The 22,464-nt window shown below is 73.0% G+C and carries 18 protein-coding genes; 12 read left to right on the top strand and 6 right to left on the bottom strand.

Annotated elements, in window-relative coordinates; translation table 11 throughout:
- The first annotated feature begins 11 nt into the window (after positions 1-11).
- From ABZ990_RS09270 to ABZ990_RS09255, 4 genes are all read left to right on the top strand, one after another.
- A complete protein-coding gene (locus tag ABZ990_RS09270) occupies positions 12-974 on the top strand; it encodes a diacylglycerol kinase (protein ID WP_361227701.1) in 963 nt (320 codons plus the stop codon).
- Between the two features lie 93 nt (positions 975-1,067).
- Positions 1,068-3,896 (top strand): DEAD/DEAH box helicase, encoded by a 2,829-nt coding sequence (locus ABZ990_RS09265; RefSeq protein ID WP_361227698.1) that lies wholly within the window; start codon positions 1,068-1,070, stop codon positions 3,894-3,896.
- Between the two features lie 204 nt (positions 3,897-4,100).
- Positions 4,101-5,474 (top strand): cytochrome P450, encoded by a 1,374-nt coding sequence (locus tag ABZ990_RS09260; protein WP_361228113.1) that lies wholly within the window; start codon positions 4,101-4,103, stop codon positions 5,472-5,474.
- A 464-nt stretch (positions 5,475-5,938) separates the two neighbouring features.
- Positions 5,939-6,415 carry a hypothetical protein gene (locus ABZ990_RS09255; RefSeq protein ID WP_361227695.1) on the top strand — a complete coding sequence of 159 codons (477 nt, stop codon included), beginning with the start codon at positions 5,939-5,941 and terminating at the stop codon, positions 6,413-6,415.
- Positions 6,416-6,805: 390 nt separating this feature from the next.
- Here ABZ990_RS09255 and ABZ990_RS09250 read toward each other — a convergent pair whose 3' ends face one another.
- The gene (locus ABZ990_RS09250) at positions 6,806-7,726 is read right to left on the bottom strand and encodes an ADP-ribosylglycohydrolase family protein (protein WP_361227692.1); all 921 of its coding nucleotides are present in this window, start codon (positions 7,724-7,726) and stop codon (positions 6,806-6,808) included.
- A 269-nt stretch (positions 7,727-7,995) separates the two neighbouring features.
- Here ABZ990_RS09250 and ABZ990_RS09245 point away from each other — a divergent pair, with 269 nt between their 5' ends.
- Positions 7,996-9,177: a hypothetical protein gene (locus tag ABZ990_RS09245; protein ID WP_361227689.1), complete on the top strand. Its 1,182-nt coding sequence runs from the start codon at positions 7,996-7,998 to the stop codon at positions 9,175-9,177.
- 87 nt (positions 9,178-9,264) lie between these two features.
- Here ABZ990_RS09245 and ABZ990_RS09240 read toward each other — a convergent pair whose 3' ends face one another.
- Positions 9,265-10,239 carry a hypothetical protein gene (locus ABZ990_RS09240; protein ID WP_361227686.1) on the bottom strand — a complete coding sequence of 325 codons (975 nt, stop codon included), beginning with the start codon at positions 10,237-10,239 and terminating at the stop codon, positions 9,265-9,267.
- 155 nt (positions 10,240-10,394) lie between these two features.
- On the opposite strand from ABZ990_RS09240, the gene ABZ990_RS09235 reads away from it, so the two are divergent.
- Both ABZ990_RS09235 and ABZ990_RS09230 read left to right on the top strand, forming a co-directional pair.
- Positions 10,395-11,039 (top strand): MerR family transcriptional regulator, encoded by a 645-nt coding sequence (locus tag ABZ990_RS09235; RefSeq protein WP_361227683.1) that lies wholly within the window; start codon positions 10,395-10,397, stop codon positions 11,037-11,039.
- A gap of 431 nt (positions 11,040-11,470) precedes the next feature.
- A complete protein-coding gene (locus ABZ990_RS09230) occupies positions 11,471-12,136 on the top strand; it encodes a nitroreductase (RefSeq protein WP_361227680.1) in 666 nt (221 codons plus the stop codon).
- A gap of 96 nt (positions 12,137-12,232) precedes the next feature.
- Here the strand turns inward: ABZ990_RS09230 and ABZ990_RS09225 are convergent, their stop codons facing one another.
- Both ABZ990_RS09225 and ABZ990_RS09220 read right to left on the bottom strand, forming a co-directional pair.
- On the bottom strand, positions 12,233-13,105 hold the full coding sequence (locus ABZ990_RS09225) for a siderophore-interacting protein (protein ID WP_361227678.1): 873 nt from the start codon (positions 13,103-13,105) through the stop codon (positions 12,233-12,235).
- A gap of 175 nt (positions 13,106-13,280) precedes the next feature.
- Positions 13,281-14,207 (bottom strand): 5'-3' exonuclease, encoded by a 927-nt coding sequence (locus ABZ990_RS09220; RefSeq protein WP_361228110.1) that lies wholly within the window; start codon positions 14,205-14,207, stop codon positions 13,281-13,283.
- Positions 14,208-14,462: 255 nt separating this feature from the next.
- On the opposite strand from ABZ990_RS09220, the gene ABZ990_RS09215 reads away from it, so the two are divergent.
- The 4 genes from ABZ990_RS09215 to ABZ990_RS09200 all read left to right on the top strand — a co-directional run bounded on the left by ABZ990_RS09215 (position 14,463) and on the right by ABZ990_RS09200 (position 19,285).
- Positions 14,463-15,773: a betaine/proline/choline family ABC transporter ATP-binding protein gene (locus ABZ990_RS09215; protein WP_361227675.1), complete on the top strand. Its 1,311-nt coding sequence runs from the start codon at positions 14,463-14,465 to the stop codon at positions 15,771-15,773.
- Entirely contained in the window at positions 15,766-17,565 is a 1,800-nt protein-coding gene (locus tag ABZ990_RS09210) for an ABC transporter permease/substrate binding protein (protein WP_361227672.1), read from the top strand. Before ABZ990_RS09215 ends, ABZ990_RS09210 begins: the two co-directional genes overlap by 8 nt.
- Positions 17,566-17,837: 272 nt before the next feature.
- Positions 17,838-18,389 carry a helix-turn-helix domain-containing protein gene (locus ABZ990_RS09205; RefSeq protein WP_361227668.1) on the top strand — a complete coding sequence of 184 codons (552 nt, stop codon included), beginning with the start codon at positions 17,838-17,840 and terminating at the stop codon, positions 18,387-18,389.
- A 35-nt stretch (positions 18,390-18,424) separates the two neighbouring features.
- Entirely contained in the window at positions 18,425-19,285 is an 861-nt protein-coding gene (locus ABZ990_RS09200) for a helical backbone metal receptor (protein WP_361227665.1), read from the top strand.
- On the opposite strand, the gene ABZ990_RS09195 is transcribed toward ABZ990_RS09200, so the two are convergent.
- Entirely contained in the window at positions 19,212-20,267 is a 1,056-nt protein-coding gene (locus ABZ990_RS09195) for a TDT family transporter (protein WP_361227663.1), read from the bottom strand. The genes ABZ990_RS09200 and ABZ990_RS09195 overlap by 74 nt on opposite strands.
- Positions 20,268-20,577: 310 nt before the next feature.
- Here ABZ990_RS09195 and ABZ990_RS09190 point away from each other — a divergent pair, with 310 nt between their 5' ends.
- Positions 20,578-21,522, top strand: a complete 945-nt coding sequence (locus ABZ990_RS09190) for a LysR family transcriptional regulator (protein ID WP_361227660.1) — start codon at positions 20,578-20,580, stop codon at positions 21,520-21,522.
- A 101-nt stretch (positions 21,523-21,623) separates the two neighbouring features.
- On the opposite strand, the gene ABZ990_RS09185 is transcribed toward ABZ990_RS09190, so the two are convergent.
- A complete protein-coding gene (locus ABZ990_RS09185; RefSeq protein ID WP_361227657.1) occupies positions 21,624-22,382 on the bottom strand; it encodes a gamma-glutamyl-gamma-aminobutyrate hydrolase family protein in 759 nt (252 codons plus the stop codon).
- Between the last annotated feature and the right edge of the window lie 82 nt (positions 22,383-22,464).

Genomic DNA, 22,464 nt, shown 5'->3' with positions numbered 1-22,464 from the left:
GGGGGGACCCCATGACCAGCGAGATCACTCTCTTCGTCAATCCCGCGGCGGGACGCGGCCGGGGCGCGCACGCCGCGCAGCCGGCCGCTCGCGTACTCCGGGACGCCGGATTCTCCGTCCGTACGGTCCTCGGCCACGACGCCGACGACGCGCTGCGGCGCGTCCGGGAAGCCGTCGCCGCCGGGACCGACGCGCTGGTCGCGGTAGGCGGCGACGGCATCGTCTCCCTGGCGCTGCAGGCCGTGGGCGGGACCGGCACCCCGCTCGGCGTGATCGCCGTCGGCACCGGCAACGACTTCGCCCGCTCCCTCGGACTGCCCGTACGCGACCCGGCCGCAGCCGCGGGGACCGTCGCCGAGGTCCTCAAGGGCGACGGCGGACGGACGATCGACCTGGGGCGGGTCGACACGGGCCTCGCGGCGGCAGCCGAGGGCGCTGAGGGCGACGCGGCGGGCGGCGGTGCGGCGGCCTCGCGCTGGTTCGGCACCGTCCTCGCCTCCGGCTTCGACTCCCGCGTCAACGACCGGGGCAACCGCATGCGGCTGCCCGCCGGACGCTTCAAGTACGACCTCGCGATCCTCGCCGAACTCGCCTCCTTCCGCCCGATCCCGTACCGCCTCACCCTCGACGACGGCACCGTGCTCCAGGTCGACGCGACCCTCGTCGCCGTCGGGAACGGCACCTCCTACGGCGGCGGAATGCGCATATGCGCCGACGCCGTCATGGACGACGGACTCTTCGACGTCATCGTCGTCGGAGACCTCCCGCGCACCGAACTGATCAAGGTCTTCCCGAAGGTCTACAAGGGCACCCACCTCGGCCACCCCAAGGTGACTCTCCACCGGGTCCGCTCCCTCACCCTCGACGCCCCCGACGTCACCGGATACGCCGACGGCGAGCCCCTCGGCCCCCTCCCGCTCACCGTCCGCTGCGTCCCCGGAGCCCTGCGCGTCCTGGCCCCGCCCGCCCCGTAGGGCCGCTCCCGGCGGCCCCGTGGCACCGGCCCCGACGGCCGCCCGATAAAGGTCGCGTCACTGTCCGAGGGGGCGGGTAGGCTCGATGACAAGATGACAGAGGACCTCACACCAGCCGAGGCGTACGCGGCTGCCCGCGTTCGCGCCGCGGAGCAGGCCACCGCGCTGGCCCCCTTCCGCGAGATGTACGACTTCGGTCTGGACCCCTTCCAGATCGAGGCATGCCAGGCCCTCGAAGCGGGCAAGGGCGTGCTCGTCGCCGCGCCCACGGGCTCCGGCAAGACCATCGTCGGCGAGTTCGCCGTCCACCTCGCCCTCCGGCAGGGCCGCAAATGCTTCTACACCACGCCCATCAAGGCGCTCTCCAACCAGAAGTACACCGACCTCGTCAAGCGCTACGGCCAGGACAAGGTCGGCCTGCTGACCGGTGACAACAGCGTCAACGGCGACGCCCCGGTGATCGTCATGACCACCGAGGTCCTGCGCAACATGCTCTACGCGGGCTCGCAGGCGCTCTCCGGCCTCGGATACGTGGTCATGGACGAGGTCCACTACCTCTCCGACCGCTTCCGAGGCGCCGTCTGGGAGGAAGTGATCATCCACCTCCCCGAGTCGGTGACCCTCGTCTCGCTCTCCGCGACCGTGTCCAACGCCGAGGAGTTCGGCGACTGGCTCGACACCGTCCGCGGCGACACCGAGGTCATCGTCTCCGAGAGCCGCCCCGTGCCGCTGTGGCAGCACGTCCTGGCCGGCCGACGGATGTACGACCTCTTCGAGGAGGAGACCGACCACGGCGGCCGCGGCGCCTCCCGCCGCGAGGTCAACCCCGACCTGCTGCGCCTCGCCCGTACCGAGAACTCGCGCACGTACAACCCGCGCGAGCGGCGGCGCGGCAAGATGGTCCGCGAGGCCGACCGCGAGCGCGAGCGGCGCGCCCGCAACCGGATCTGGACGCCGGGCCGGCCCGAGGTCATCGCACGCCTCGACGCCGAGGGACTGCTGCCCGCCATCACCTTCATCTTCAGCCGGGCCGGCTGCGAGTCCGCCGTACAGCAGTGCCTGTACGCGGGCCTCCGGCTCAACAACGAGGAGGCCCGGCTCCGGGTCCGCGAGATCGTCGAGGAGCGCACCGCCGCCATCCCCACCGAGGATCTGCACGTCCTCGGCTACTACGAGTGGCTCGAAGGCCTGGAGCGGGGCATCGCCGCGCACCACGCCGGCATGCTCCCGACCTTCAAGGAGGTCGTCGAGGAGCTCTTCGTCCGAGGCCTCGTCAAGGCGGTCTTCGCCACCGAGACCCTGGCCCTCGGCATCAACATGCCGGCCCGGTCCGTGGTCCTGGAGAAGCTCGTCAAGTGGAACGGCGAGCAGCACGCCGACATCACCCCCGGCGAGTACACCCAGCTCACCGGGCGGGCCGGGCGGCGCGGCATCGACGTCGAGGGTCACGCCGTGGTGCTCTGGCAGCGCGGCATGGACCCGGGCCACCTGGCCGGTCTCGCCGGCACCCGTACGTATCCGCTGCGCTCCAGCTTCAAGCCCTCGTACAACATGGCGGTCAACCTGGTCGACCAGTTCGGCCGGCACCGCTCGCGCGAGCTGCTGGAAACCTCCTTCGCCCAGTTCCAGGCCGACCGCTCGGTCGTCGGGATCTCCCGGCAGGTCCAGAAGAACGAGGAGGGCCTCACCGGCTACAAGGAGGGCATGACCTGCCACCTCGGCGATTTCGAGGAGTACGCGCGGCTCCGCCGCGAACTCAAGGACCGGGAGACGGATCTCGCCCGCCAGGGTGCCGCGCAGCGCCGGGCGGAGGCGGCGGCCTCGCTGGAGCGGCTCAAGCCCGGTGATGTCATCCACGTCCCGACGGGCAAGTTCGCCGGTCTCGCGCTGGTCCTCGACCCGGGCGTGCCGGCCGGCCGCACCGACCGGTCCCGCGGCTTCGACCACTACGACGGGCCGCGCCCGCTGGTGCTGACGGCCGAGCGGCAGGTCAAGCGGCTCGCCCCGATCGACTTCCCGGTTCCCGTCGAGCCGCTGGAGCGGGTGCGGATCCCGCGGACCTTCAACCCGAAGTCCCCGCAGTCCCGCCGCGACCTCGCCTCCGCACTGCGGTCCAAGGCCGGTCACCTCAACCCCGAGCGGCACCGCAAGCAGCGCTCGGCCGCCGCCGACGACCGCCAGATCGCCCGGCTGCGCACCGAGCTCCGCGCGCACCCCTGCCACGGCTGCGACGAGCGCGAGGACCACGCCCGCTGGGCCGAGCGCTACCACCGGCTGCAGCGGGACACCAAGCAGCTGGAGCGGCGCATCGAGGGCCGCACCAACACCATCGCCCGCACCTTCGACCGGATCGTCGCGCTCTTGACCGAGCTGGACTATCTCCGCGAGGACGACGTCACGGACAACGGCAAGCGGCTCGCCCGGCTCTACGGCGAACTCGACCTGCTGGCGAGCGAATGCCTGCGCGAGGGCGTGTGGGAGGGGCTCGACCCGGCCGAACTGGCCGCCTGCGCCTCCGCCCTCGTCTTCGAGGCACGCCAGTCCGACGACGCCGTGGCGCCGAAGCTGCCCACCGGCAGGTCCAAGGCGGCGCTCGGCGAGATGGTGCGGATCTGGGGCCGGCTCGACGCGCTGGAGGAGGAGTTCCGGCTCCACCAGACCGAGGGCGTCGGACAGCGCGAGCCCGACCTGGGCTTCGCCTGGGCCGTCTACCAGTGGGCCTCCGACAAGGGGCTCGACGAGGTGCTGCGCGAGGCGGAGATGCCGGCCGGCGACTTCGTCCGCTGGTGCAAGCAGGTCATCGACGTGCTCGGGCAGATCGCGGCGGCCGCGCCCAAGGAGAACAGCACGGTCCCGAAGAACGCCCGCAAGGCGGTCGACGCACTGCTGAGGGGTGTCGTGGCCTACAGCTCCGTGGGCTGACACGACACACCGCCGCGAAGGCGGGGCGAGTTTTCCACAGGTGGTTGTCCACAGGGCTGGCGCGGTGCCGACCCGTCCGCTTCCATGGTCGGGTACGCACCACCGGGCCCTGTGGGGCAACTCCCGTGGAAGGAAACGCCTGTGACCACGCACGCCGGTCCGCCCGCCGATGCCACGACCGCGACCACGGCCACCACCACGGCCATGACCATGGCCACGGCGGTGGCGGTGGCGGCGGACGGCCGAAGGACGGTGCAGGGACCGCGCGGCTTACCCCTGCTCGGGAACATGCCGGAGTTCGGCAAGGACCCGCTCGCCTTTTTCGAACGGCTGCGGGACCGAGGGGACTTCGTCCGCTGGCGGTTCGGCCCGAGCGCCATGCTGTTCATCGCCCACCCCGAGACCGTCGGTGAACTGCTCACCGAGGTCGAGGGGACCTTCGACCAACCCGACCTCGGCATCGCCGTACGCACCCTGCTCGGCGACGGGGTGGTGGTCGCCAAGGGAGCCGACTGGCGACGCAAACGCTCCCTCGTCCAGCCGTCCGTGCGGCCCCGACAGGTCAAGTCCTACGCGGCCACCATGGCCGGGAGCGCCGCCGCTCTCGCCGACCAGTGGACCGACGGACAACGGGTCGACGTCAAACGGGAGATGACCGCCCTCACCCAGCGGATCGCCGTCCGCACCATCTTCGGCACCGACACCACCGCCGACGCGCAGGCCATCGGCCGGGCCATGGACGTCGCGCAGCGCGAGATCGGCGACGAGTTCAGCGGCCTCGGCGGAATCCTGCCCGACTGGGTCCCGACCAGAGGGCGGGCCCGGATCAAGAAGTCCGTGGCCGTCATCGACGCCGAGGTCGCCCGGGTCGTCGCCCGGCACCGCGACGGCGACACCGAACGCCCCGACCTGCTCAGCCGGCTGCTCGCGGCCCGCGACGAGACCGGAGCACCGCTCTCCGACCAGGAGATCAGGGACGAGACCGTCACCCTCTACGTCGGCGGCCACGAGACCACCAGCTCCACCCTGGTGTGGGCGTGGTACCTGCTGGCACGCAACCCCCGGGTCGCCGAGGCACTGGGCGCCGAACTCGACCGGGTGCTCGGCGACCGCGACCCCGGCTTCGACGACTACGCCCAACTCGCCTACACGCAGGCCGTGGTGAAGGAGACCCTGCGCCTCTACCCCGCGATCTGGCTGCTCACCGGCATCGCGAAGGAAGGCGCCACGCTGGGCGGCGCGCCGGTGCGCCCCGGTACCCGAGTCTGGAGCAGTCAGTGGGCCACCCACCGCGACGGCCGCTGGTACCAGGACCCCTTGGAGTTCCGCCCCGAACGGTGGACCGTCCAAGCCGACGGAACGCCGGCCGAGGACATACCCGAATACGCGTGGTTCCCCTTCGGCGGCGGCCCGCGCGTCTGCCTCGGCACCCGTTTCGCGATGGTCGAGGCCGTCCTCGTCCTGGCCACGCTCGCCCGCCGCTTCCGGCTGGACGTCGACGCCGGCGAGATACGCCCGGTGGCGGGGCTGACGTTGCAGCCGGACCGCGAGGTGCTGGCGACGGTGCGGAAACGGTAGGGGAGCGGGGGCAGGTTGGGCGGAGCTGACGGACGGAGTTGGTGGACAGAGCTGGTGGACGGAGCTGGTGGGTGGACCGCTGGGGCGGCCGGTGGGGAGGGCCGGTGGGGAGGGCCGGGCGGGTGTGACAGACCGGGGGGGCAGGGCTGGGTCGGGACCAGGGCGAGACTGGTGCGGGCGTGGGCCTGTCTCAGGCCGACCAGGTCTGAGGTCGGCACGGTCCGGCAACGAGGCTGGTCAGGACGGGGCTGGTCTGAGGCCGGCACCGGTGGTGGGGCTGGGCTGATCTGAGACCGGCGAGGCCCAGGACCGGGACCAAGGGCTGGTTTGGCGCATCGTGGTGGCGGGTGGCGGGTGGCGGGTGGCGGGTGGCGGGTGGCGGGTGGCGGGTGGCGGTGGGAGGGGTGGGGAGGGGGAGGGGCCCCAAGGTGCGAGGGGGACCGCGAACCGGGCAGCATGGCAGGGTGAGCGACCTGCTGTGGGATGACGTGAAGCGCTTCTTCGACCCGGCTTGGATGGGGTCGCTTCCGGACGTGCGCGTTCCGAACGCCTCGGTGGGAGACTGGCAGATGGTCCTCGACCTCGTGGCGGAGAAGGGCTGGAAGCACCAGTACGCCGAGGGAACGGCGGTGCTTCCGCTACCTCGGGCGGAGGCCGTGCTGTCCCGCCCGCTGGATGCCGAGTGCCCGAACCTGCGGGTCTGGCTGACTGCCGATGTACAGGCGATCTTTCGCTTCCTCGATGACGAAGAAGTCGACTTCGACGTCGACCTGAGAGAGCTTCAAGGGCAGGAACGCCTCGACGTGCTGTGCGGATTCCTCCGGGAGATCGGGCGGCGGTTGGGCAAGTCGGTACTGATGGACGCCGAGGGCGCCTACGGCCATCCGATTCTCGGCTTTGATGCCGGGACCGATCGAGTCGTCCTCTTCATGAACTCGTAGAGCGGCGGCCGGGCCCGACGCGTGGGAGCGGCGGAAGGCTCCGGCGTGGAGAGGTCAGGAGGGGGCGTGCGAGGGGTCGGCGCCCGGCGCGGAGCCCGACCGTGTGCGCCGGCCGCCGACCGCTCTCGTCCCGGTCTTGACCTGTTGTCAGTTCACGCCCGGGGCCAGATCGGCCCCCCCCTCTGACCTCGGCTTGCCGTCGGTCCACGGTCGGCTGTCCGGCCAGGTCCGCCCCCGCCCTGACCTGCCGTCGGACCAGGTGACCGAGGTACGGCGTGCCCCGACCCCGACCTCGCCGTTGACCCGACCTGCCGACCTGCCGACCTGCCGACCTGCCGACCTGCCGACCTGCCGACCTGCCGACCTGCCGACCTGCCGTCGGTCCGACGGTCAGATCAGCGCCAGGGTGAGGTCCCGCAGGTCGTCGGCGCGTAGCACCCGGTTGCCGAACCCCGGCAGGGGAACGTGCAGGGGTGCCGTCCAGCGGGAGGGGAGGGCGTCGGGGCCGTACACCGCGCCCGCCAGCATTCCGGTGACGGCGGCGACGGTGTCCGTGTCGCCGCCCAGGTCGATCGCGGCGGCCAGGGCCGTCTCGTACGAGGATGTGGTGCGCAGGGCCCAGAGGGCGGAGCCGAGGCAGGGCCAGACGGCGCCGTTGAACTCGGTGGCGTCCTCGGGCCGCCAGTCGGGGGCGAGGACTCTCGCCCACCGCTCCCGGTGCGGTGCGGCGACCTGGGCGAGGGCGGCGGGTACAGCGGCGAGGGGGTCTTCGCCGAGCAGTGCCACGCGGACCAGTTCGTGGAGCACCGCCGTGCCCTCCCAGGTGGCGGGGTCCCCGTGGGTGAGCGCGGCGATCCGTCGGGCGGCGGCCATGGTCACGGCTCGCACACCGGCCGCGAAGTGCACGGCGGAGGTGGCGGCGCGCATCAGCGAACCGTTGCCCGCGGCGCGGATGTCGACCTCGAAGTGTCGTGCGGCGGCGGTGTCCCAAGGGTCGCCGCCGAGCAGTACGGCCTCGGTCTGCAGACCGATGTCCTTCGGTTCGGCGGCGGCCCAGCGCCGGAACCGGTCGAACAGGTCCGGCAGGTCGAGTCCGCCCCGCTCGACGAGGGACTCGCCGACGAGCACGGCCATCTGGGTGTCGTCCGTGGCCTCGCCCGGGTCCCAGCCGCCGCCCCCGCACATCTCGCCGACCCCGTCGGGGAACCGCTCCCGGAACACCCCCGGAAGCCCGAATTCGAACGGAGCCCCGAGCGCGTCCCCGACGGCGGACCCCAGTACGGCGCCCACGGCTCTGTCCTCGACACGCATGGAAAGCGACCTCTTTTCGCTCCGCACGGACAACCGAATGCGTCCGTCTCCCGCGAAAATTGATGCCAGATCCATCATGACAGGTCAAAGGGCTTTTTCGTAGGACGAACGGCACAGCTCAGGAAGCTTGTTGGGGCCTGTCGGGGAAGCTCAGAATCGCCGTCATGAATTCTTGGGGGAAAGTCGATCAGGACGCCGTTCTCAGGGCCCGGGTGGCACTTCTGGCCTCGGGGCGTCGGACCCGACGCGAGGAAGTCGACGCGTTTCGGGTGCTCGCTCAGGTCAGCCCCGCCGCCTATCTGCCCAAGCTGGTCGGGGCGTTGCTGGGGCTGAGTTCCGAGTTCCGGTTCAGGGACCGGCCCGAGGTCCAGCTCGCGTTGAGCGAGGAGGCGCTGGCGGCGGCCCGGACGGTGGATCCGTCCGAACCCGCCCGGGTGGAGCTCATGCGTCGCGCGCTCAGCGACTGTCAGTGGCTGCTGTACCGGCTGGGGCGGCGCGCCGAAGGGCTGGCGCTGTGCGCCGAACTGCTGGAGATCGGCCGGGCGGAGGCGGAGCGGACCGGAAACGCACGGGTTCGGGGGCTGACCGAGTGGGCCGACGCGGTCGCCGAGGAGGGACGGTACGACGAGGCCGCCGACGCGCTGACCGAAGGGGTGGGGGCGATTCTGCCCGACGGCCCCCAGTACGGGCAGCTCGCATGGTCGCTGGTGCGGTGGGCCGGCGCGCTCGACGCCGCGGGCAGGGTCGGCGAGATGCTCGCCGCGTACGACCGGCTCGTCGGCGTACGGGCTGTCGACGCCGCGGCCGGCCATGCTCCGATGGCCGACCACTTCCAGTCGCTGATCGGGTACGCGCGGATGCTCGACGCCCAGGAGCGGGGCGAGCAGGCAGTCGCGGTACGGCAGAAGGCACTGGGGGTGCTGACGGAGTTGGCCGCCGAGGGGGAGCACCGGAACAGGAGCGGGAGTAGGGCAGCGGAGTTCTGGGCGACCCTGTGGTCGTGTTCGGCCGCGGAGGGTGGGCGGGCGACCCCCGCCGCGCCGCTCCCCCCTGCGGGTGCCGAAGCGCGGACGTGGACCGCCGACGCCCGACGGAATTACGCCGAGGGCATCGACGCGTCGCGGGGCGAGGTGGACGCTCTCGTCCCGCGAGCCGCCGAGGAGCCCGACCGGCATCTGGCCGAACTGGTACGGATCCAGCGCATTCTCACCGTCCGGGCCGGGGTTTGGGCGGGGCACGATTGGCGCGAGCTCTCGGAGGAGGTGCGCTCCCTGTTCGACGAGGGGGTGGACCTCGCCCGCCGGCTGCACCTGCACCGGCCGGCGGACGGCACGCGGATCCTGGCCGGCCGGCTTGTCGACCGGGCATCGTGTCGGGTCGTCACCAAGCAGTACGGCCCCGCCCTCGACGACTTCCGGGAAGCGCTGAGCCTTCTGGGCGAGCGCGGCTGAAGCACTCGGGGCGGAGGCCGGGAGGTCTCCGCCCCGGACCGGGGCAATCCGGCGCGCCGCGCCCCCGCTCCCGATGCGGGGGCGCGGTCAGACGGGCCGGGTTTCGCGGATCCGGCTGTTCGGGCTTCCGGCCCTCGGCTGCCGTACGCGCAGGGCGAGCGCCGTGCCGAGAGCGGTGGCGACGGTGATGGCACCCCCGACGGCGAGCGTCGTGCCGTCGGGGGAGAGGAGCGGCCGGCCGCGCAGCGCCTGCCAGGTGAGCAGGGCGAACACGGCGGCGTAGCAGCCCGAGGCGACCAGGACCAGGCGCAGCCGGATCCGGTCGTCGGCGAGGCGGGTGAAGCGCGGGGCGAGGGCGGACAGGACGAGCAGGAGCAGCGGGATCAGCTGAAGCGCGTGCATGCCGAAGAAGTGGCCGACGCGCAGATCGCCGCCCGTGGTGGACCAGCCGATCAGGGGCAGGCCGGGGCCGCCGTCGGGTACGCCGACGCTGTGCGCGCCGATCAGCGACGGGTCTTTCCGGGCCAGTTGGCCGGACGTGGGCCGGGTCATGACGAAACCGAGGGCCGCGCCGGCGAGCGCGATGAGCGAGGAGAGGCGTACGGCCCAGGCGGTGGCGCGGTCCAGGATCCGGGCGCGCAGCAGTAGGGCGGCGATGACGAGCGCGGCCAGCCAGAGGATGACGACGGTGCCGCCCATGGCCCCGAACAGGGCCGCGTCGAACGGGGTCGCCACATTGAAGTGGCTCTGCCTGCCACGGATCACCTGGGTGGTGATGAGCGCCATCTCGCCGGCGCACGCGACGGTGAGCACGGTGCCCGCCCACCAGCCGGCCCGGCGGGCCCGGGTGCCGGGCAGCAGGGAGAGCATCCAGGCGAGCGTGAGGCAGTACGCGACGAAGGAGAGCGCGAACTTCAGTGGCTTGGCCCAGATCGGCGCGCCCGCCAGTTCCCGGTCGTCCAGGAAGAGGCCGCCGAGGCAGACGAGTGCGAAGGCGGCCATGGAGACGGTGAACCAGACCAGGGGCCGGTGGAGCGTGCGGAGTCGTGGTGCCGACGACATGGGAATCCCCCCGAGGGATGCGTGGCGTATGGGATGCGCGCACAGCGCACAGCAACAGGAATGGATAGTGGCACTTCCTGCTATCCGATAGCGCCACTATCTATGATGGGGAGTCGGTCGGCAAGGCCGGAGTACGAGGGAAAGGCGAACGCGCGGTGCGTATCGGAGAGTTGAGTCGCAGGGCCGGGGTGTCGGTGCCGACGATCAAGTACTACGTCCGGGAAGGGCTGCTGCCCGCAGGGCGGTTGACGAGCCCGAACCAGGCCTCGTACGAGGAGTCCCACATCCGGCGGCTCCGCCTGATCCGCGCCCTGCTCGACGTCGGCGGCCTGTCCGTGGCGGCCATCCGCGAGGTCGTCGTCGCGATCGACGACGAGGAGCTGCCGCTGCACGAGGTGCTCGGTACGGCGGCGGAGCGCGTGGTGCCGCGTTACGAGGGCGGTGCGGGCGGGCCGGAGGAGGACGTCCGTGCCGCGGCCCGTACGGCCGTCGCCGGCCTGATCGACCGCCGAGGCTGGCGCAGCCACCCCGGGTCCCCGGCCGCCGAGGCCCTCGCCGTCGCCCTCACCGCCCTGGAGGACCTCGGCCACGGCTCGTTCACCGAGGTCCTGGACGACTACGCGGACGCCGCGGAACGGGTGGCGCGCGCGGACCTCGATTACGTGGCCCGCAACGTCGCGCGCGAGGATCTGGTCGAGAGCGTGGTCGTCGGCACCGTCCTCGGCGACGCGGTCTTCGGCGCCCTGCGCCGCCTCGCCCAGGTCGACGCCTCGGACCGGCTCTACGGCGCCGAGCGCTGAGAGCCCGCCCCGGACGGACCGTGCGGGACTCGCGGATCCGGGCGGCCCACCCGCCCCCTCCCCGGCGCGCCCGCCCCGCCCGCCCTGTGTCCCGCGCCTCCGGCGCGCCCCGCGTCACCGGCCCTCCGCCCCGCGCCTCCGGCGCGGTCGTGTCGGCGGAAGCCGTGTCCCGCGCGGGTCGTGTCGCTCCAGGTGAGGCCGGCGGTGTCCGGTGTGCCGCCTTCCAGTGCCGCCGAACTCTTCCTTCGCGGAGCCCGGCATATGCCTGCCGTCCCGTCAGGCATATGCCGGGTTGCGGTTGCGGTTGCGGTCACGGCTGCGGCGTCGGCGCCGACTCCCCATCAGGAGGACGCCCGGTGGCCGGTGATGCCCGGCGCCGACCCTGAATACGGTAGGGGCCGGGTCGTCGTCGAGTGGGAAGGCGGGAAGACGTGGATGTGTACGAGGCCGTGGACAGCCGCCGGGCTGTGCGGGCGTTCAGTGATGAGCCGGTGTCCAAGGAGGTGCTCGAACGAGTGCTGGCCGCGGCGACGCGGGCTCCGTCGAGCGGGAACCTCCAGCCGTGGCATGTGTACGCCGTGAGCGGCGAGCCCCTGGCCGAGCTGAAGAAGCGGGCCACGGCCAGGGCGCTGGCGGGAGACCCGGGTGACGAGCGGGAGTATCCGATGTACCCGGATGAACTGACCGCGCGCTATCTGGACCGTTTTGCCGCCGCGGCCGCCCAGCGGTACGAGGCGCTGGGAGTCGAGCGCGACGACCCCGACAGGCCCAAGAGGATCGCCGCGTTGAACACGGAGGCGTTCGGGGCGCCGGTCGTCCTGTTCTGCTACCTCGACCGGACGATGGGCCCCGGGCAGTGGGGGGACGCGGGGATGTACCTGCAGACGGTCATGCTGTTGCTGAGGGCGGAAGGGCTGCACAGCTGCCCCCAGGTGATGTGGACGATGTATCGCGAGACCGTCGGCGAGACGGTCGGAGCCGACGACGGGCTCGTCCTGTTCTGCGGAGTCGCGGTGGGGTTCGAGAAGGAAGGCGTGCCGCCGCTGCGCACCGGGCGGGCGGACCTGGCGGAAACGGTCAGCTTCATCGGATCGTGAGCGCGAGGCGGTCGCGATCCGCGGGGCGGCGAAAAAGCCCGAGGGGGCGGAGGCCGGCCGGCCCCCGCCCCCTCGGGCGAGCGTGATGCGGGCGGGTCAGCCCTCCTGCTCGCGCTCCACCTGCTCGTTCCACTCGCGCTTGACCGCGCGCCAGGCCTCGTCCGTCTTCCCGAGCCGCCAGTAGCCCGAGATCGACAGGCGCTCGCGCGGTACGCAGCGCTCCAGCCGCAGGTGACGGCGGAGCCCCTTCACGAAACCGGCCTCGCCGTGGACGAAGGCGTGGACGTCGCCCGCCGGGAAGTCCAGGGTGCGCACCGCCTCCAGCAGGGCCTCGCCCACCGGACGGTCGCCGCGGTGCAGCCAGGTGACGTCCACACCGGCCGCCGTCCTGAACTTCTGCTCCTCGGTGGCGTCCGCCACCTCCAGGAACGCGTGCACCACCGAACCCTCCGGCAGCCGCTCCAGCGCCACCGCGACCGCCGGCAGGGCGCTCTCGTCGCCCACGAGCAGATGCCAGTCGGCGGACTCGTCGGGGGCGTAGCCGCCGCCCGGGCCGAGGAAACGGATGACGTCGCCCGCCTGCGCCCGCGCCGCCCACGGGCCGGCCAGACCCTCGTCGCCGTGCACCACGAAGTCCACGGTCAGCTCGCGGTGCACCGGGTCGAAGGCCCGCACCGTGTACGTCCGGGTCGTCGGCCACTGGTCGCGTGGGAACTCGGCACGGATCCGCTCCATGTCGAACGGCTCGGGGTACGTCACGCCCTCCGGCGCGAACAGCAGCTTCACATAGTGGTCGGTGGAATCGCCGATCTCGAAGGCGTCGAGGCCGGGGCCGCCGAGTATCACGCGCACCATGTGCGGGGTGATCCGCTCGGTGCGCACCACTCGGGCCTCGTGGGCCCGCGGTGTCTTGCGGGCGGGCTGGGCTGCGGGCTGCTGGGCCACGGTGGTCTCCCCGTATCGGTCCATGGCCCGGTCCGGGTTCCGGTCCGGGCCATGCGGTCAGCGTTCACGCGTCGGGGCGGCAGGACCCCGGCAGCAGAACTTAGGATTACCTAAGTTAACATCTCCGCATCTGCGGAGACAGCCCCCTCGGCCCCTCGACCCCCTCGGCCCCGCAGCCCCCGCCGTCACCTCGGCCCGCTCAGCCCGCCCGGTGCTCCCGGCGCTCCAGGACCGGCAGCATCCGCCCCACGGCGCCGCCGAGCCCCCACCGCTCCACCAGGCCCATGAGCGCCTCCGGGTCCCGCGGTGTCGACGGCAGGGCGGGGGAGAACTCCGGCAGCGGTACGTCCCGCGCCACCCGGACCACCGTCGGAGCCACGTCCAGATAGTCCGCCGCCTCCACGACGCCCCGCCGCTTTGCCGGGGTCAGCCGCGAGGTCCGGTCGGCCGCCGCCGCGCGGACCCCGGCCAGATCCCCGTACTCCGTGATCAGCTGCGCCGCCGTCTTCTCGCCGATGCCCTTGACCCCGGGCAGTCCGTCGCTGGCGTCCCCGCGCAGCGCCGCGAAGTCCGCGTACTGGTCGGCCCGTACCCCGTACTTCGTACGGATCAGCTCCTCGTCCACCAGATCGCAGTCGCCGACGCCCTTGCGCGGGTACAGGACCCGCACCCCGCGCCCGTCGTCCACCAGCTGGAACAGGTCGCGGTCGCCCGTCACGATGTCGACCGGGCCCGCCGCGCGGGCGCAGAGGGTGCCGATCACGTCATCCGCCTCGAAGCCGGCCGAGCCGACCCGGGCGATGCCCAGCGCGTCGAGCACGTCCACGATCACCGGCACCTGCGGCCCCAGCGTGTCCGGGATCTCCTCCTCGTCGGGGCGGCCCCGCTCCGTCTCCTCGGCCACCCGGTGCGCCTTGTACGAGGGGATGAGGTCGACCCGCCACTGCGGTCGCCAGTCCTCGTCCCAGCAGGCCACGAGGTCGTCCGGCCGGTGGTCCTGGACCAGGCGGGTGATGAAGTCGAGCAGCCCGCGCACCGCGTTCACGGGGGTCCCGTCCGGGGCCCGGACGGAGTCCGGCACGCCGAAGTACGCGCGGAAGTAGAGGCTGGCGGTGTCGAGGAGCATCAGGCGTCGCGTCACCCTCCGATCATGCCGCACCACACCGACACCGCCCGCCACCTGGAGTGACGCCGGTCACCTTCCGGTTTGGGTCCGGGAGGCCCGGGCAGGCGCGAGCCCGGAGCGAACCCAGTACGGGATTCAACGGTGCGAACCGAAAACGGATCCCGTACGCAGTGGTCGCGCGGGCCGATCCCGCGCCGCTCCACGGCCCGGCTGCGGGGGTGGCGGGCCGTTTTCATTGCTACCCGTGAGGTGTATGTGTCCAGGCTCCAGGCCGACCATCTGTACAAGGTCTTCGGCAGACGACCCGACGAGGCCGTCCGCAAGCTCGCCGCCGAAGGCGACGCGGTCGACCGCGAGACGCTGCGCTCCGACGGCACCACCGCCGCCGTGATCGACGCGTCGTTCACCGTCGACCCCGGCCAGATCTTCGTCGTCATGGGCCTGTCCGGATCCGGCAAGTCCACCCTCCTGCGCATGCTGAACGGCCTGCTCGCCCCCACCGCCGGACGGGTGCTCTTCGACGGCCGCGACCTCACCGCGCTCGCCCCCCGCGAACTGCGTGCCGTGCGGTCCACGAAGATCAGCATGGTCTTCCAGCACTTCGCCCTCTTCCCGCACCGCAGCGTCCTCGAGAACGCCGCCTACGGCCTGGAGGTCCAGGGCGTGGCCCGCGCCGAGCGGGAGAAGCGCGCCGCCGAGGCGCTGGAACTGTGCGGACTCGCCGGCTGGGAGAAGTCCTGGCCCGACGAGCTGTCCGGCGGCATGCAGCAGCGCGTGGGCCTCGCCCGTGCCCTCGCCACCGACGCCGACCTGCTTCTGATGGACGAGTCCTTCAGCGCGCTCGACCCGCTGATCCGCCGGGACATGCAGGACCAGCTCCTGGTCCTCCAGCGCAAGCTGAAGAAGACCATCGTCTTCATCACCCACGACCTCAACGAGGCCATGCGCCTCGGCGACCGCATCGCCGTCATGCGCGACGGCCGGATCGTCCAGCTCGGCTCCGCCGAGGACATCCTGGTCCGCCCCGCCAACGACTACGTCGCCTCCTTCATCCAGGACGTCGACCGCACCCGGGTGCTCACCGCCGGTGCCGTCATGACCGACGGCACCGTGTCCGCCGCCGACTGTCCGGCCGACTGCGCCTGCCAGGCGGTCGGCCCCGACACGGTGCTCGCCGAGCTGTGCGCGATCTCCGCCCGCGCCCCGCACCCGGTGGTCGTGCGGGACGAGGACGGCTCCGCCCTCGGCGTCGTCCCGCAGGAGAAGCTGCTCGCCGCCATGGGCAGCCTCACCGCCGCCCCCGTCGCCCCCGTTACCCCGGCTGCCCCCGCCGCGCCGGTCGCCGCACCCGCCGCGCCCGAGACCGAAGCGCCGGCGCGGACGCCCGCCGCCGGAACGGCCCATGGAAAGGGCACCGGCAAGACCACCGGCAAGACCACCGGCAGGACCGCCGCCCCCGTCTCCAGGACGACCGCCACGCGGGCCACGAAGACCACGCGGGCCACGAAGGCGGCGAAGGCGACGGCTGCGCCGGCCACCGGCCCGGAGGTGACCACCCATGCCTAGGCTTCCCCTCGGCCAGTGGGTCGACAGCACCGTCGACTGGCTCCAGGCCCAGCTCTCCTGGCTCTTCGACGCCATCACCACCGGCGTCACCGGCCTCTACGACGGCATCGACGCCGTCCTGTCCGCGCCCCAGCCGCTGCTCTTCGCCGGCATCCTCGCCGTCGTCGCCTGGTGGCTGCGCGGCCTGACCGCCGGTGCCCTCGCCTTCGCCGGCTTCGCCCTCGTCGACTCGATCGACCTGTGGGACGAGGCGATGTCGACCCTCTCCCTGGTCCTCGTCGCGACCCTGGTCACGCTCGTGATCGCCGTACCGCTCGGCATCTGGGCGGCCCGTTCGAAGGCCGTCAGCACCGTGCTGCGCCCGGTCCTGGACTTCATGCAGACCATGCCGGCGATGGTCTATCTCATCCCCGGCATCATCTTCTTCGGCGTCGGCGTGGTCCCCGGCATCATCGCCACCATCGTCTTCGCCCTGCCGCCCGGCGTCCGGATGACGGAGCTCGGCATCCGCCAGGTCGACGGCGAACTCGTGGAGGCCGCCGAGGCGTTCGGCACCACCCCGCGCAACACGCTGCTGCGCGTCCAGCTCCCGCTCGCCCTGCCCACCATCATGGCGGGCGTCAACCAGGTGATCATGCTGGGCCTGTCCATGGTCGTCATCGCCGGCATGGTCGGCGGCGGCGGGCTCGGCGGCGCCGTCTACCGCGCCATCGGCAACGTGGACATCGGTCTCGGCTTCGAGGCCGGCATCTCCATCGTCATCCTCGCCATGTACCTGGACCGGATGACCGGCGCCCTCGGCCGCCAGGTCTCCCCGCTCGGCCGCCGGGCCGCCGCGAAGGCGCACGCCGCCCGCGCGTCCCGTACCGGCGCGAAGATCTGGGCGCACCGCCCGCAGCCCGTCACCGCGCTCGTCGGTGTCGTCGTCCTGGCGCTCGTCGCCGGCGGCATGGGCTTCCTCGGCGGCGGCAAGTCGTCCGGCAGCGCCTCCGGCCAGGGCAACGGCAAGAAGATCACCCTCGGCTACATCCCGTGGGACGAGGGCATCGCTTCGACGTATCTCTGGAAGGAGATCCTGGAGCGCCGCGGCTACGACGTCGCCATCAGCCAGCTGGAGGTGGGCGCCCTCTACACCGGCCTCGCCGGCGGCCAGGTCGACCTCCAGACCGACGCGTGGCTGCCCGTCACCCACGCCCAGTACCTGGAGAAGTACGGCGACAAGCTGGAGGACCTCGGGTCCTGGTTCGGCCCGACCTCCCTGGAACTGGCCGTCCCCTCGTACGTCGAGGGCGTGGACTCCGTCGCCGACCTCAAGGGCAAGGCCGGGCAGTTCAAGGGCCGGATCGTCGGCATCGAGCCGAGCGCCGGCATGATGGCCATCCTCAAGGACAAGGTCATGAAGGAGTACGGCCTGACCGGCGAGTTCAAGGTCGTCGACGGCTCCACGCCCGGCATGCTGGCCGAGCTGAAGCGCGCATATGCCAAGAAGGAGCCGATCGCGGTCACCCTCTGGTCGCCGCACTGGGCCTACTCGGACTTCGACCTGAAGAAGCTCGACGACCCGAAGCACACCTGGGGCAAGGGCGACGGCATCCACTCCATCGCCCGCAAGGGCTTCACCGCCGACAACCCCGAGGTCGGCCGCTGGGTGAAGGACTTCGAGCTCAGCGAGAAGGAGCTGACCGGCCTGGAGGCCGTCATCCAGGACACCGGCAAGGGCAAGGAGCAGGACGCCGTCCGCACCTGGCTCGGGCAGAACCCGGGCGTCGTGGACCGGCTCGCCCCGCAGTAGCGGCCCCCCGCCCCGGGACCGCGCCCGCGACCGCGCCCGTACGATCGCCCGCGCCGGCCCCGAGCCCGCGCCGGCCGCCTGTGCACGGTCTCACCGCTCACCGTACGGATCGGCCTCGATCACCGTACGGAAAGGGGCGGACACCGAACGTATTCGGTGTCCGCCCCTTTCCGCTACGACGCGAAACCCCACCCGAAAGCTGCGTAAGGTTCAGGTAACCGACCAGTAGAGCCCGGACGCGGGAGACGAGAGAGACGAGGGAGGGGGCCGACATGGACGACAAGGAGTCACCGCGCGTGGGCGCGGCCGTCAAGCGGCGCCGGCGGGCGCTCCAGCTCACCCTGGCCGTCGTGGCCCAGCGCAGCGGCCTGTCCGTGCCCTTCCTCAGCCAGATCGAGAACGAGCGGGCCCGCCCCAGCGACCGCTCGCTCCAGCGGGTCGCCGAAGCCCTGGACACCACCGCCGCCGAACTGCTCGCCGCCGCCGAGGCCGCCCGTACCGTCGACGTCGTCCGGGCCGGCGAGGAGCTGGGACAGGCCGGTTCGGGCCTGCGACCCCTCGTCCGCGGCCGGCACCAGCTCCAGGCCCTGGAGGTCACCGGCGAACAGGACGCAGGCGGGGAGGTCCTGCACCGCAACGACGAGGTGCTGTACGTCGCCGACGGCGCCGTCGCCGTCGAGGCCGAGGGCCGCGCCTACGGGCTCGGCCGGGGCGACACGCTCTATCTCTCCGGCGGGGTCCGCCACCGCTGGCGGGCCACCGCGCCCGGCACCCGGCTGCTGTTCGTCGCCGTCGGCGACCACATCGAGGCCGCGGAAGGGTGAGTCGCGGAGGGGTGAGCCGCGGAGAGGTGAGCGGGGTGCGGGACGACCGCCCGGCAGCGGGCGCGGCACGGGCGACCACCCGGGCGACCACCCGGGTCGTCTCCCTGGTGCCGTCGCTCACCGAGGCCGTCGCCGTCTCCACGCCGCCCGGCACCCTCGTCGGGGTCACCGACTGGTGTACCCACCCGGCCGACCTCGGCGACGCCGCGCGGATCGGCGGCACCAAGAACCCCGACACCGCGGCCGTCGTGGCCCTGCGGCCCGACGTCGTCCTCGCCAACGAGGAGGAGAACCGGGCCGTCGACCTCGACGCCCTGCGCGCCGCCGGACTCGACGTCCTGGTCACCGAGGTCCGCACCCTGGACCAGGCGTTCGCCGAACTCGTCCGGGTCCTCGCCGCCTGTGGCGTACGGGACCGGCCCGGCTGGCTCGACGCCACCGAGGCGGCGTGGGCGGCGGTCACCCCCGAAGCCGGTCCTGTACGCGAGACCGAGCCCGGGGCCATTGGTGAGACCGTCCACGAGACCGTCCCCGGGGCCGGCCTCGAGACCGTCCACGAGGTCACCGCCGTCGTCCCCGTCTGGCGCCGCCCGTGGATGGTGCTCGGCCGGGACACCTTCGCCGGCGACCTGCTCGCCCGTCTCGGCGTCCGCAATCTCTACGCCGGCCACCCCGAGCGCTATCCGCGCGTCCCGCTCGACGAACTTCTCGCGGCCGGCCCCGACCTCGTCGTCCTGCCCGACGAGCCCTACCGCTTCACCCGTGACGACGGTCCGGAGGCGTTCCCCGGGACAGCCGCCGCGCTCGTCGACGGACGCCACCTCACCTGGTACGGGCCGTCGCTCGCCGAGGCGCCGGCGTCGCTCGCCCGGGCCCTGCGAGCAGCGCACCGCTGAGCAGGCCGCGCGCGGTGGGGACGGCCGCCAGCAGCCAGGCCGCGACCAGCACCCCGTACAGCGCGATCGCGAGCCACCGGAACAGCGCGAGTTCCGTGTGTCGGGCCAGCCCCTCGACGCCCGTCACACAGGTGCCCACCGGGAAGGTGAACGCCCAGAACGTCATCGCGAACCCCATGCCCCGGCGGCGCGCCCGGACCACCAGCGCCCCGGCGAGCACCAGCCACAGCAGCGCGAACCCGATCACCGGGACGCCGTACAGCACGGCGAAGGTCTCGAAGCCCCGGGCGTACGGCTGTGCGAGCACGCCCGGCGCGGCGTCGGCGAACGCGTTCGCGGCCGTCGTCGACTGGCCCAGCGGGCCGAGCACCAGGAACAGGGTCGGCATCAGGGCGAGCGGCAGCGCGGAGCCCAGGACGAGCCGTCCGAACAGCAGCGGCAGCATGACCAGCGTCGCCAGCAGACTGATTCCGAACATCGCGTGACAGAGCAGCAGCAGCGTCTGCCGCAGCTCGCCCGCGGGCAGATGCGGCAGCAACAGCGGGCCGAGCGCCGCGGACACCATCGGGGCCACCACCGGAAGCAGCCACACGGGTGACGCCTCGTCGATCCGGTGCCGCGCCACCATCAGATACGGCACCGCCGCCGCGGCCACCAGGCCGATCACCGTGCCCGCCGTGAAGAGGACCGTGTCGAGCGCCACCGCCGCGGGCAGCCCGATCCAGTCCCGGCCGACGAGCAGCGTGCCGCCGCCGACCGCGAGCAGCGCCATGGACAGACAGCCGTAGAACGGTGCCATCGCGGAGTCCAGCAGATGGGCCCGGGCCTGGTCGCGGTGGTGGGTCCAGTGCAGGGCACGGGCGGTGAGCAGGACGAGCAGGGCCGTGAGCGACAGGGCCCAGAAGGCGGTGCAGACCGTCCGCAGTCCCGGTACGGCCAGGGGCAGGCCCGCTCCGGCGTTGGCGATGACCGCGGTGCCCATGACCGAGGCGTACCAGTTGGGGCCGAGGTGACGGACCGCCGCGAACCGGGAGCCGGACCCGGACCCGGAGCCAGAGCCAGAGCCGGAGTCAGAGCCAGAGCCAGAGCCGGAGCCGGCGCCCGGCACGGGGGCGGGCTGCGACTCGTGGTCGGGTCCGTGGTCGGGTCCGTGGCCGGGTTCGGATTCGGTTTCGGGTGCGGCGCCGGGCGTGGCGGTCGGGGAGGGAGCGAGGGAAGCCATGCGTTCACCGTCTCCCGCACCCGCCGCCCCCACCAGGGACATCGCGACTATGGGGCCATAAGCTGGCTTTATGAGCAGCGAGCCGCGTACGCCCGAGCTTCCCGCGCTGGTGTCCCACCGCGTCCCCGATCTCGGCGCGCTCGAACTGCTCCTGGCGGTCGCCCGGCACGGCAGCCTCGGCCGGGCCGCCCGCGAGGTCGGCATCACCCAGCCCGCCGCCAGCAGCCGGATCCGTTCGATGGAGCGGCAGCTCGGCGTGGCCCTGGTCGACCGTTCGCCGCGCGGTTCCCGGCTCACCGACGCCGGGGCGCTCGTCACCGACTGGGCGCGGCGGGTCGTCGAGGCGGCGGAGGCGTTCGACGCGGGGGTGCAGGCGTTGCGCGGGCGGCGCGATTCACGGCTGCGGGTGGCCGCGTCCATGACCATCGCCGAGTATCTGCTGCCCGGCTGGCTGATCGCGCTGCGCGCCGGACGGCCGGACACCGCCGTCTCCCTCCAGGCCGGCAACTCCGCCGCCGTCGCCGGGCAGTTGCTCGCCGGGGACGCGGACCTCGGCTTCGTGGAGGGGCTCGCGATACCGGACGGGCTCGACGGGGTGGCCGTCGCGCGCGACCGGCTCACCGTCGTCACCGCACCCACCCACCCGTGGGCCCGGCGCCGAACCGCCCTCGACCCGGCGGAACTCGCCGCCACCCCGCTGATCCTGCGCGAACGCGGGTCGGGCACCCGGCAGGTCCTCGACGCGGCGCTCTCCGCGTACGGGGGGCTGGCCCGGCCGCTGCTCGAACTCGCCTCCACCACGGCGGTGAAGGCGGCGGTGGTCAGCGGCGCGGGACCGGCCGTCCTGAGCGAACTGGCCATCACGGAAGAGCTGTCCTCCCGCCGGCTGGTCGCCGTGCCCGTCGCCGGGATGCCACTCGCCCGGGAACTGCGCGCGGTCTGGCCGGCGGGCCACCGGCCGACGGGCCCGGCGCGGGAACTGCTGTCGCTGACCCGCGCGGGCACGCGCGCGTAGCGGCGGTGCGGAGCCGCCGGGACGTCATCCCCCTCGCCCCTGCCGGCCGCGACCGTCTGGACGACCTGAACGAGCACCACCGGCCGGGCGAGGTCTGCCGGCTACCGCTCGGCCGCCTCGACCGCCTTGGGCCGCTCGGTCTGCTCCGCCGCCCCGGCCCGCTCGGCTCCCTCGCCCATGTGCGTGCGGGCGGCCTCCACCAGGCCCCGCACCACCCGGGTGTCCTCGCTCATCTCCGGATGCCCCTGCACCGCCAGGACCCAGGCGGGGGAGGGCAGTTCGGCGGCCTCGACCGTGCCGTCCGGGGCGTACGCGGAGACGACCAGGTTCTTGCCGAGGATGTCGGCGCACTGGTGGTGGTACGTGGGCATCGACGTGGTCTCGGGGACGAGGGAGGCGTACCGCGTGCCGGGCACCGGGACCACCGGGTGGCTGCCCATGACGCCGAGGCCCCCGGTGTGCCCGTCCATGTGCTGGACCAGGGTGCCGCCGAGGGCCACGTTGAGCAGTTGCAGACCGCGGCAGATGCCCAGCAGCGGGGTGCCGGCGGCGAGGGCCGCCTCGATCAGGGCCAGTTCCCAGGAGTCCCGTTCGGGCGCGGGCGGGCCGGTACGGGGGTCGAGCGCGGCCCCGTACCGCACCGGCTCGACGTCCGCGCCGCCCGAGATCACCAGCCCGTCCAGCCGGGCCACCATCCCGGCCGCCGCGCCCGGCTCGTCCGGCGGCAGCATCACGGCGAGGCCGCCGCACGCCCGGATGTGCCGCGCGTAGCCGGTCGGCAGCAGCTCGGCCGGGAGATCCCACACCCCCCAGCGGGCCTGCTCCAGATAGGTCGTCACGCCGATGAGCGGCTTGGGCACGGGTCCTCCCGCGTGGTGGGGGTGGGGGTGGGGGTGTGTCGGGTGCGGCGGTTCCCGGCCGGGCGGCCGGAAACCGGGGTCG

It is taken from the genome of Streptomyces sp. NPDC046203, assembly GCF_040646255.1.
Lineage (GTDB): Bacteria > Actinomycetota > Actinomycetes > Streptomycetales > Streptomycetaceae > Streptomyces.
This window is presented reverse-complemented; position numbering and strand designations above follow the sequence as displayed.

Coding starts and splice junctions, on each gene's coding strand:
- ABZ990_RS09270 (WP_361227701.1), top strand. CDS start 12: ATGACCAGCGAGATCACTCTCTTCGTCAATCCCGCGGCGGGACGCGGC.
- ABZ990_RS09265 (WP_361227698.1), top strand. CDS start 1,068: ATGACAGAGGACCTCACACCAGCCGAGGCGTACGCGGCTGCCCGCGTT.
- ABZ990_RS09260 (WP_361228113.1), top strand. CDS start 4,101: ATGACCATGGCCACGGCGGTGGCGGTGGCGGCGGACGGCCGAAGGACG.
- ABZ990_RS09250 (WP_361227692.1), bottom strand. CDS start 7,726: ATGCGTGTCGAGGACAGAGCCGTGGGCGCCGTACTGGGGTCCGCCGTC.
- ABZ990_RS09240 (WP_361227686.1), bottom strand. CDS start 10,239: ATGTCGTCGGCACCACGACTCCGCACGCTCCACCGGCCCCTGGTCTGG.
- ABZ990_RS09225 (WP_361227678.1), bottom strand. CDS start 13,105: ATGGACCGATACGGGGAGACCACCGTGGCCCAGCAGCCCGCAGCCCAG.
- ABZ990_RS09220 (WP_361228110.1), bottom strand. CDS start 14,207: ATGCTCCTCGACACCGCCAGCCTCTACTTCCGCGCGTACTTCGGCGTG.
- ABZ990_RS09210 (WP_361227672.1), top strand. CDS start 15,766: ATGCCTAGGCTTCCCCTCGGCCAGTGGGTCGACAGCACCGTCGACTGG.
- ABZ990_RS09205 (WP_361227668.1), top strand. CDS start 17,838: ATGGACGACAAGGAGTCACCGCGCGTGGGCGCGGCCGTCAAGCGGCGC.
- ABZ990_RS09195 (WP_361227663.1), bottom strand. CDS start 20,267: ATGGGCACCGCGGTCATCGCCAACGCCGGAGCGGGCCTGCCCCTGGCC.
- ABZ990_RS09190 (WP_361227660.1), top strand. CDS start 20,578: ATGAGCAGCGAGCCGCGTACGCCCGAGCTTCCCGCGCTGGTGTCCCAC.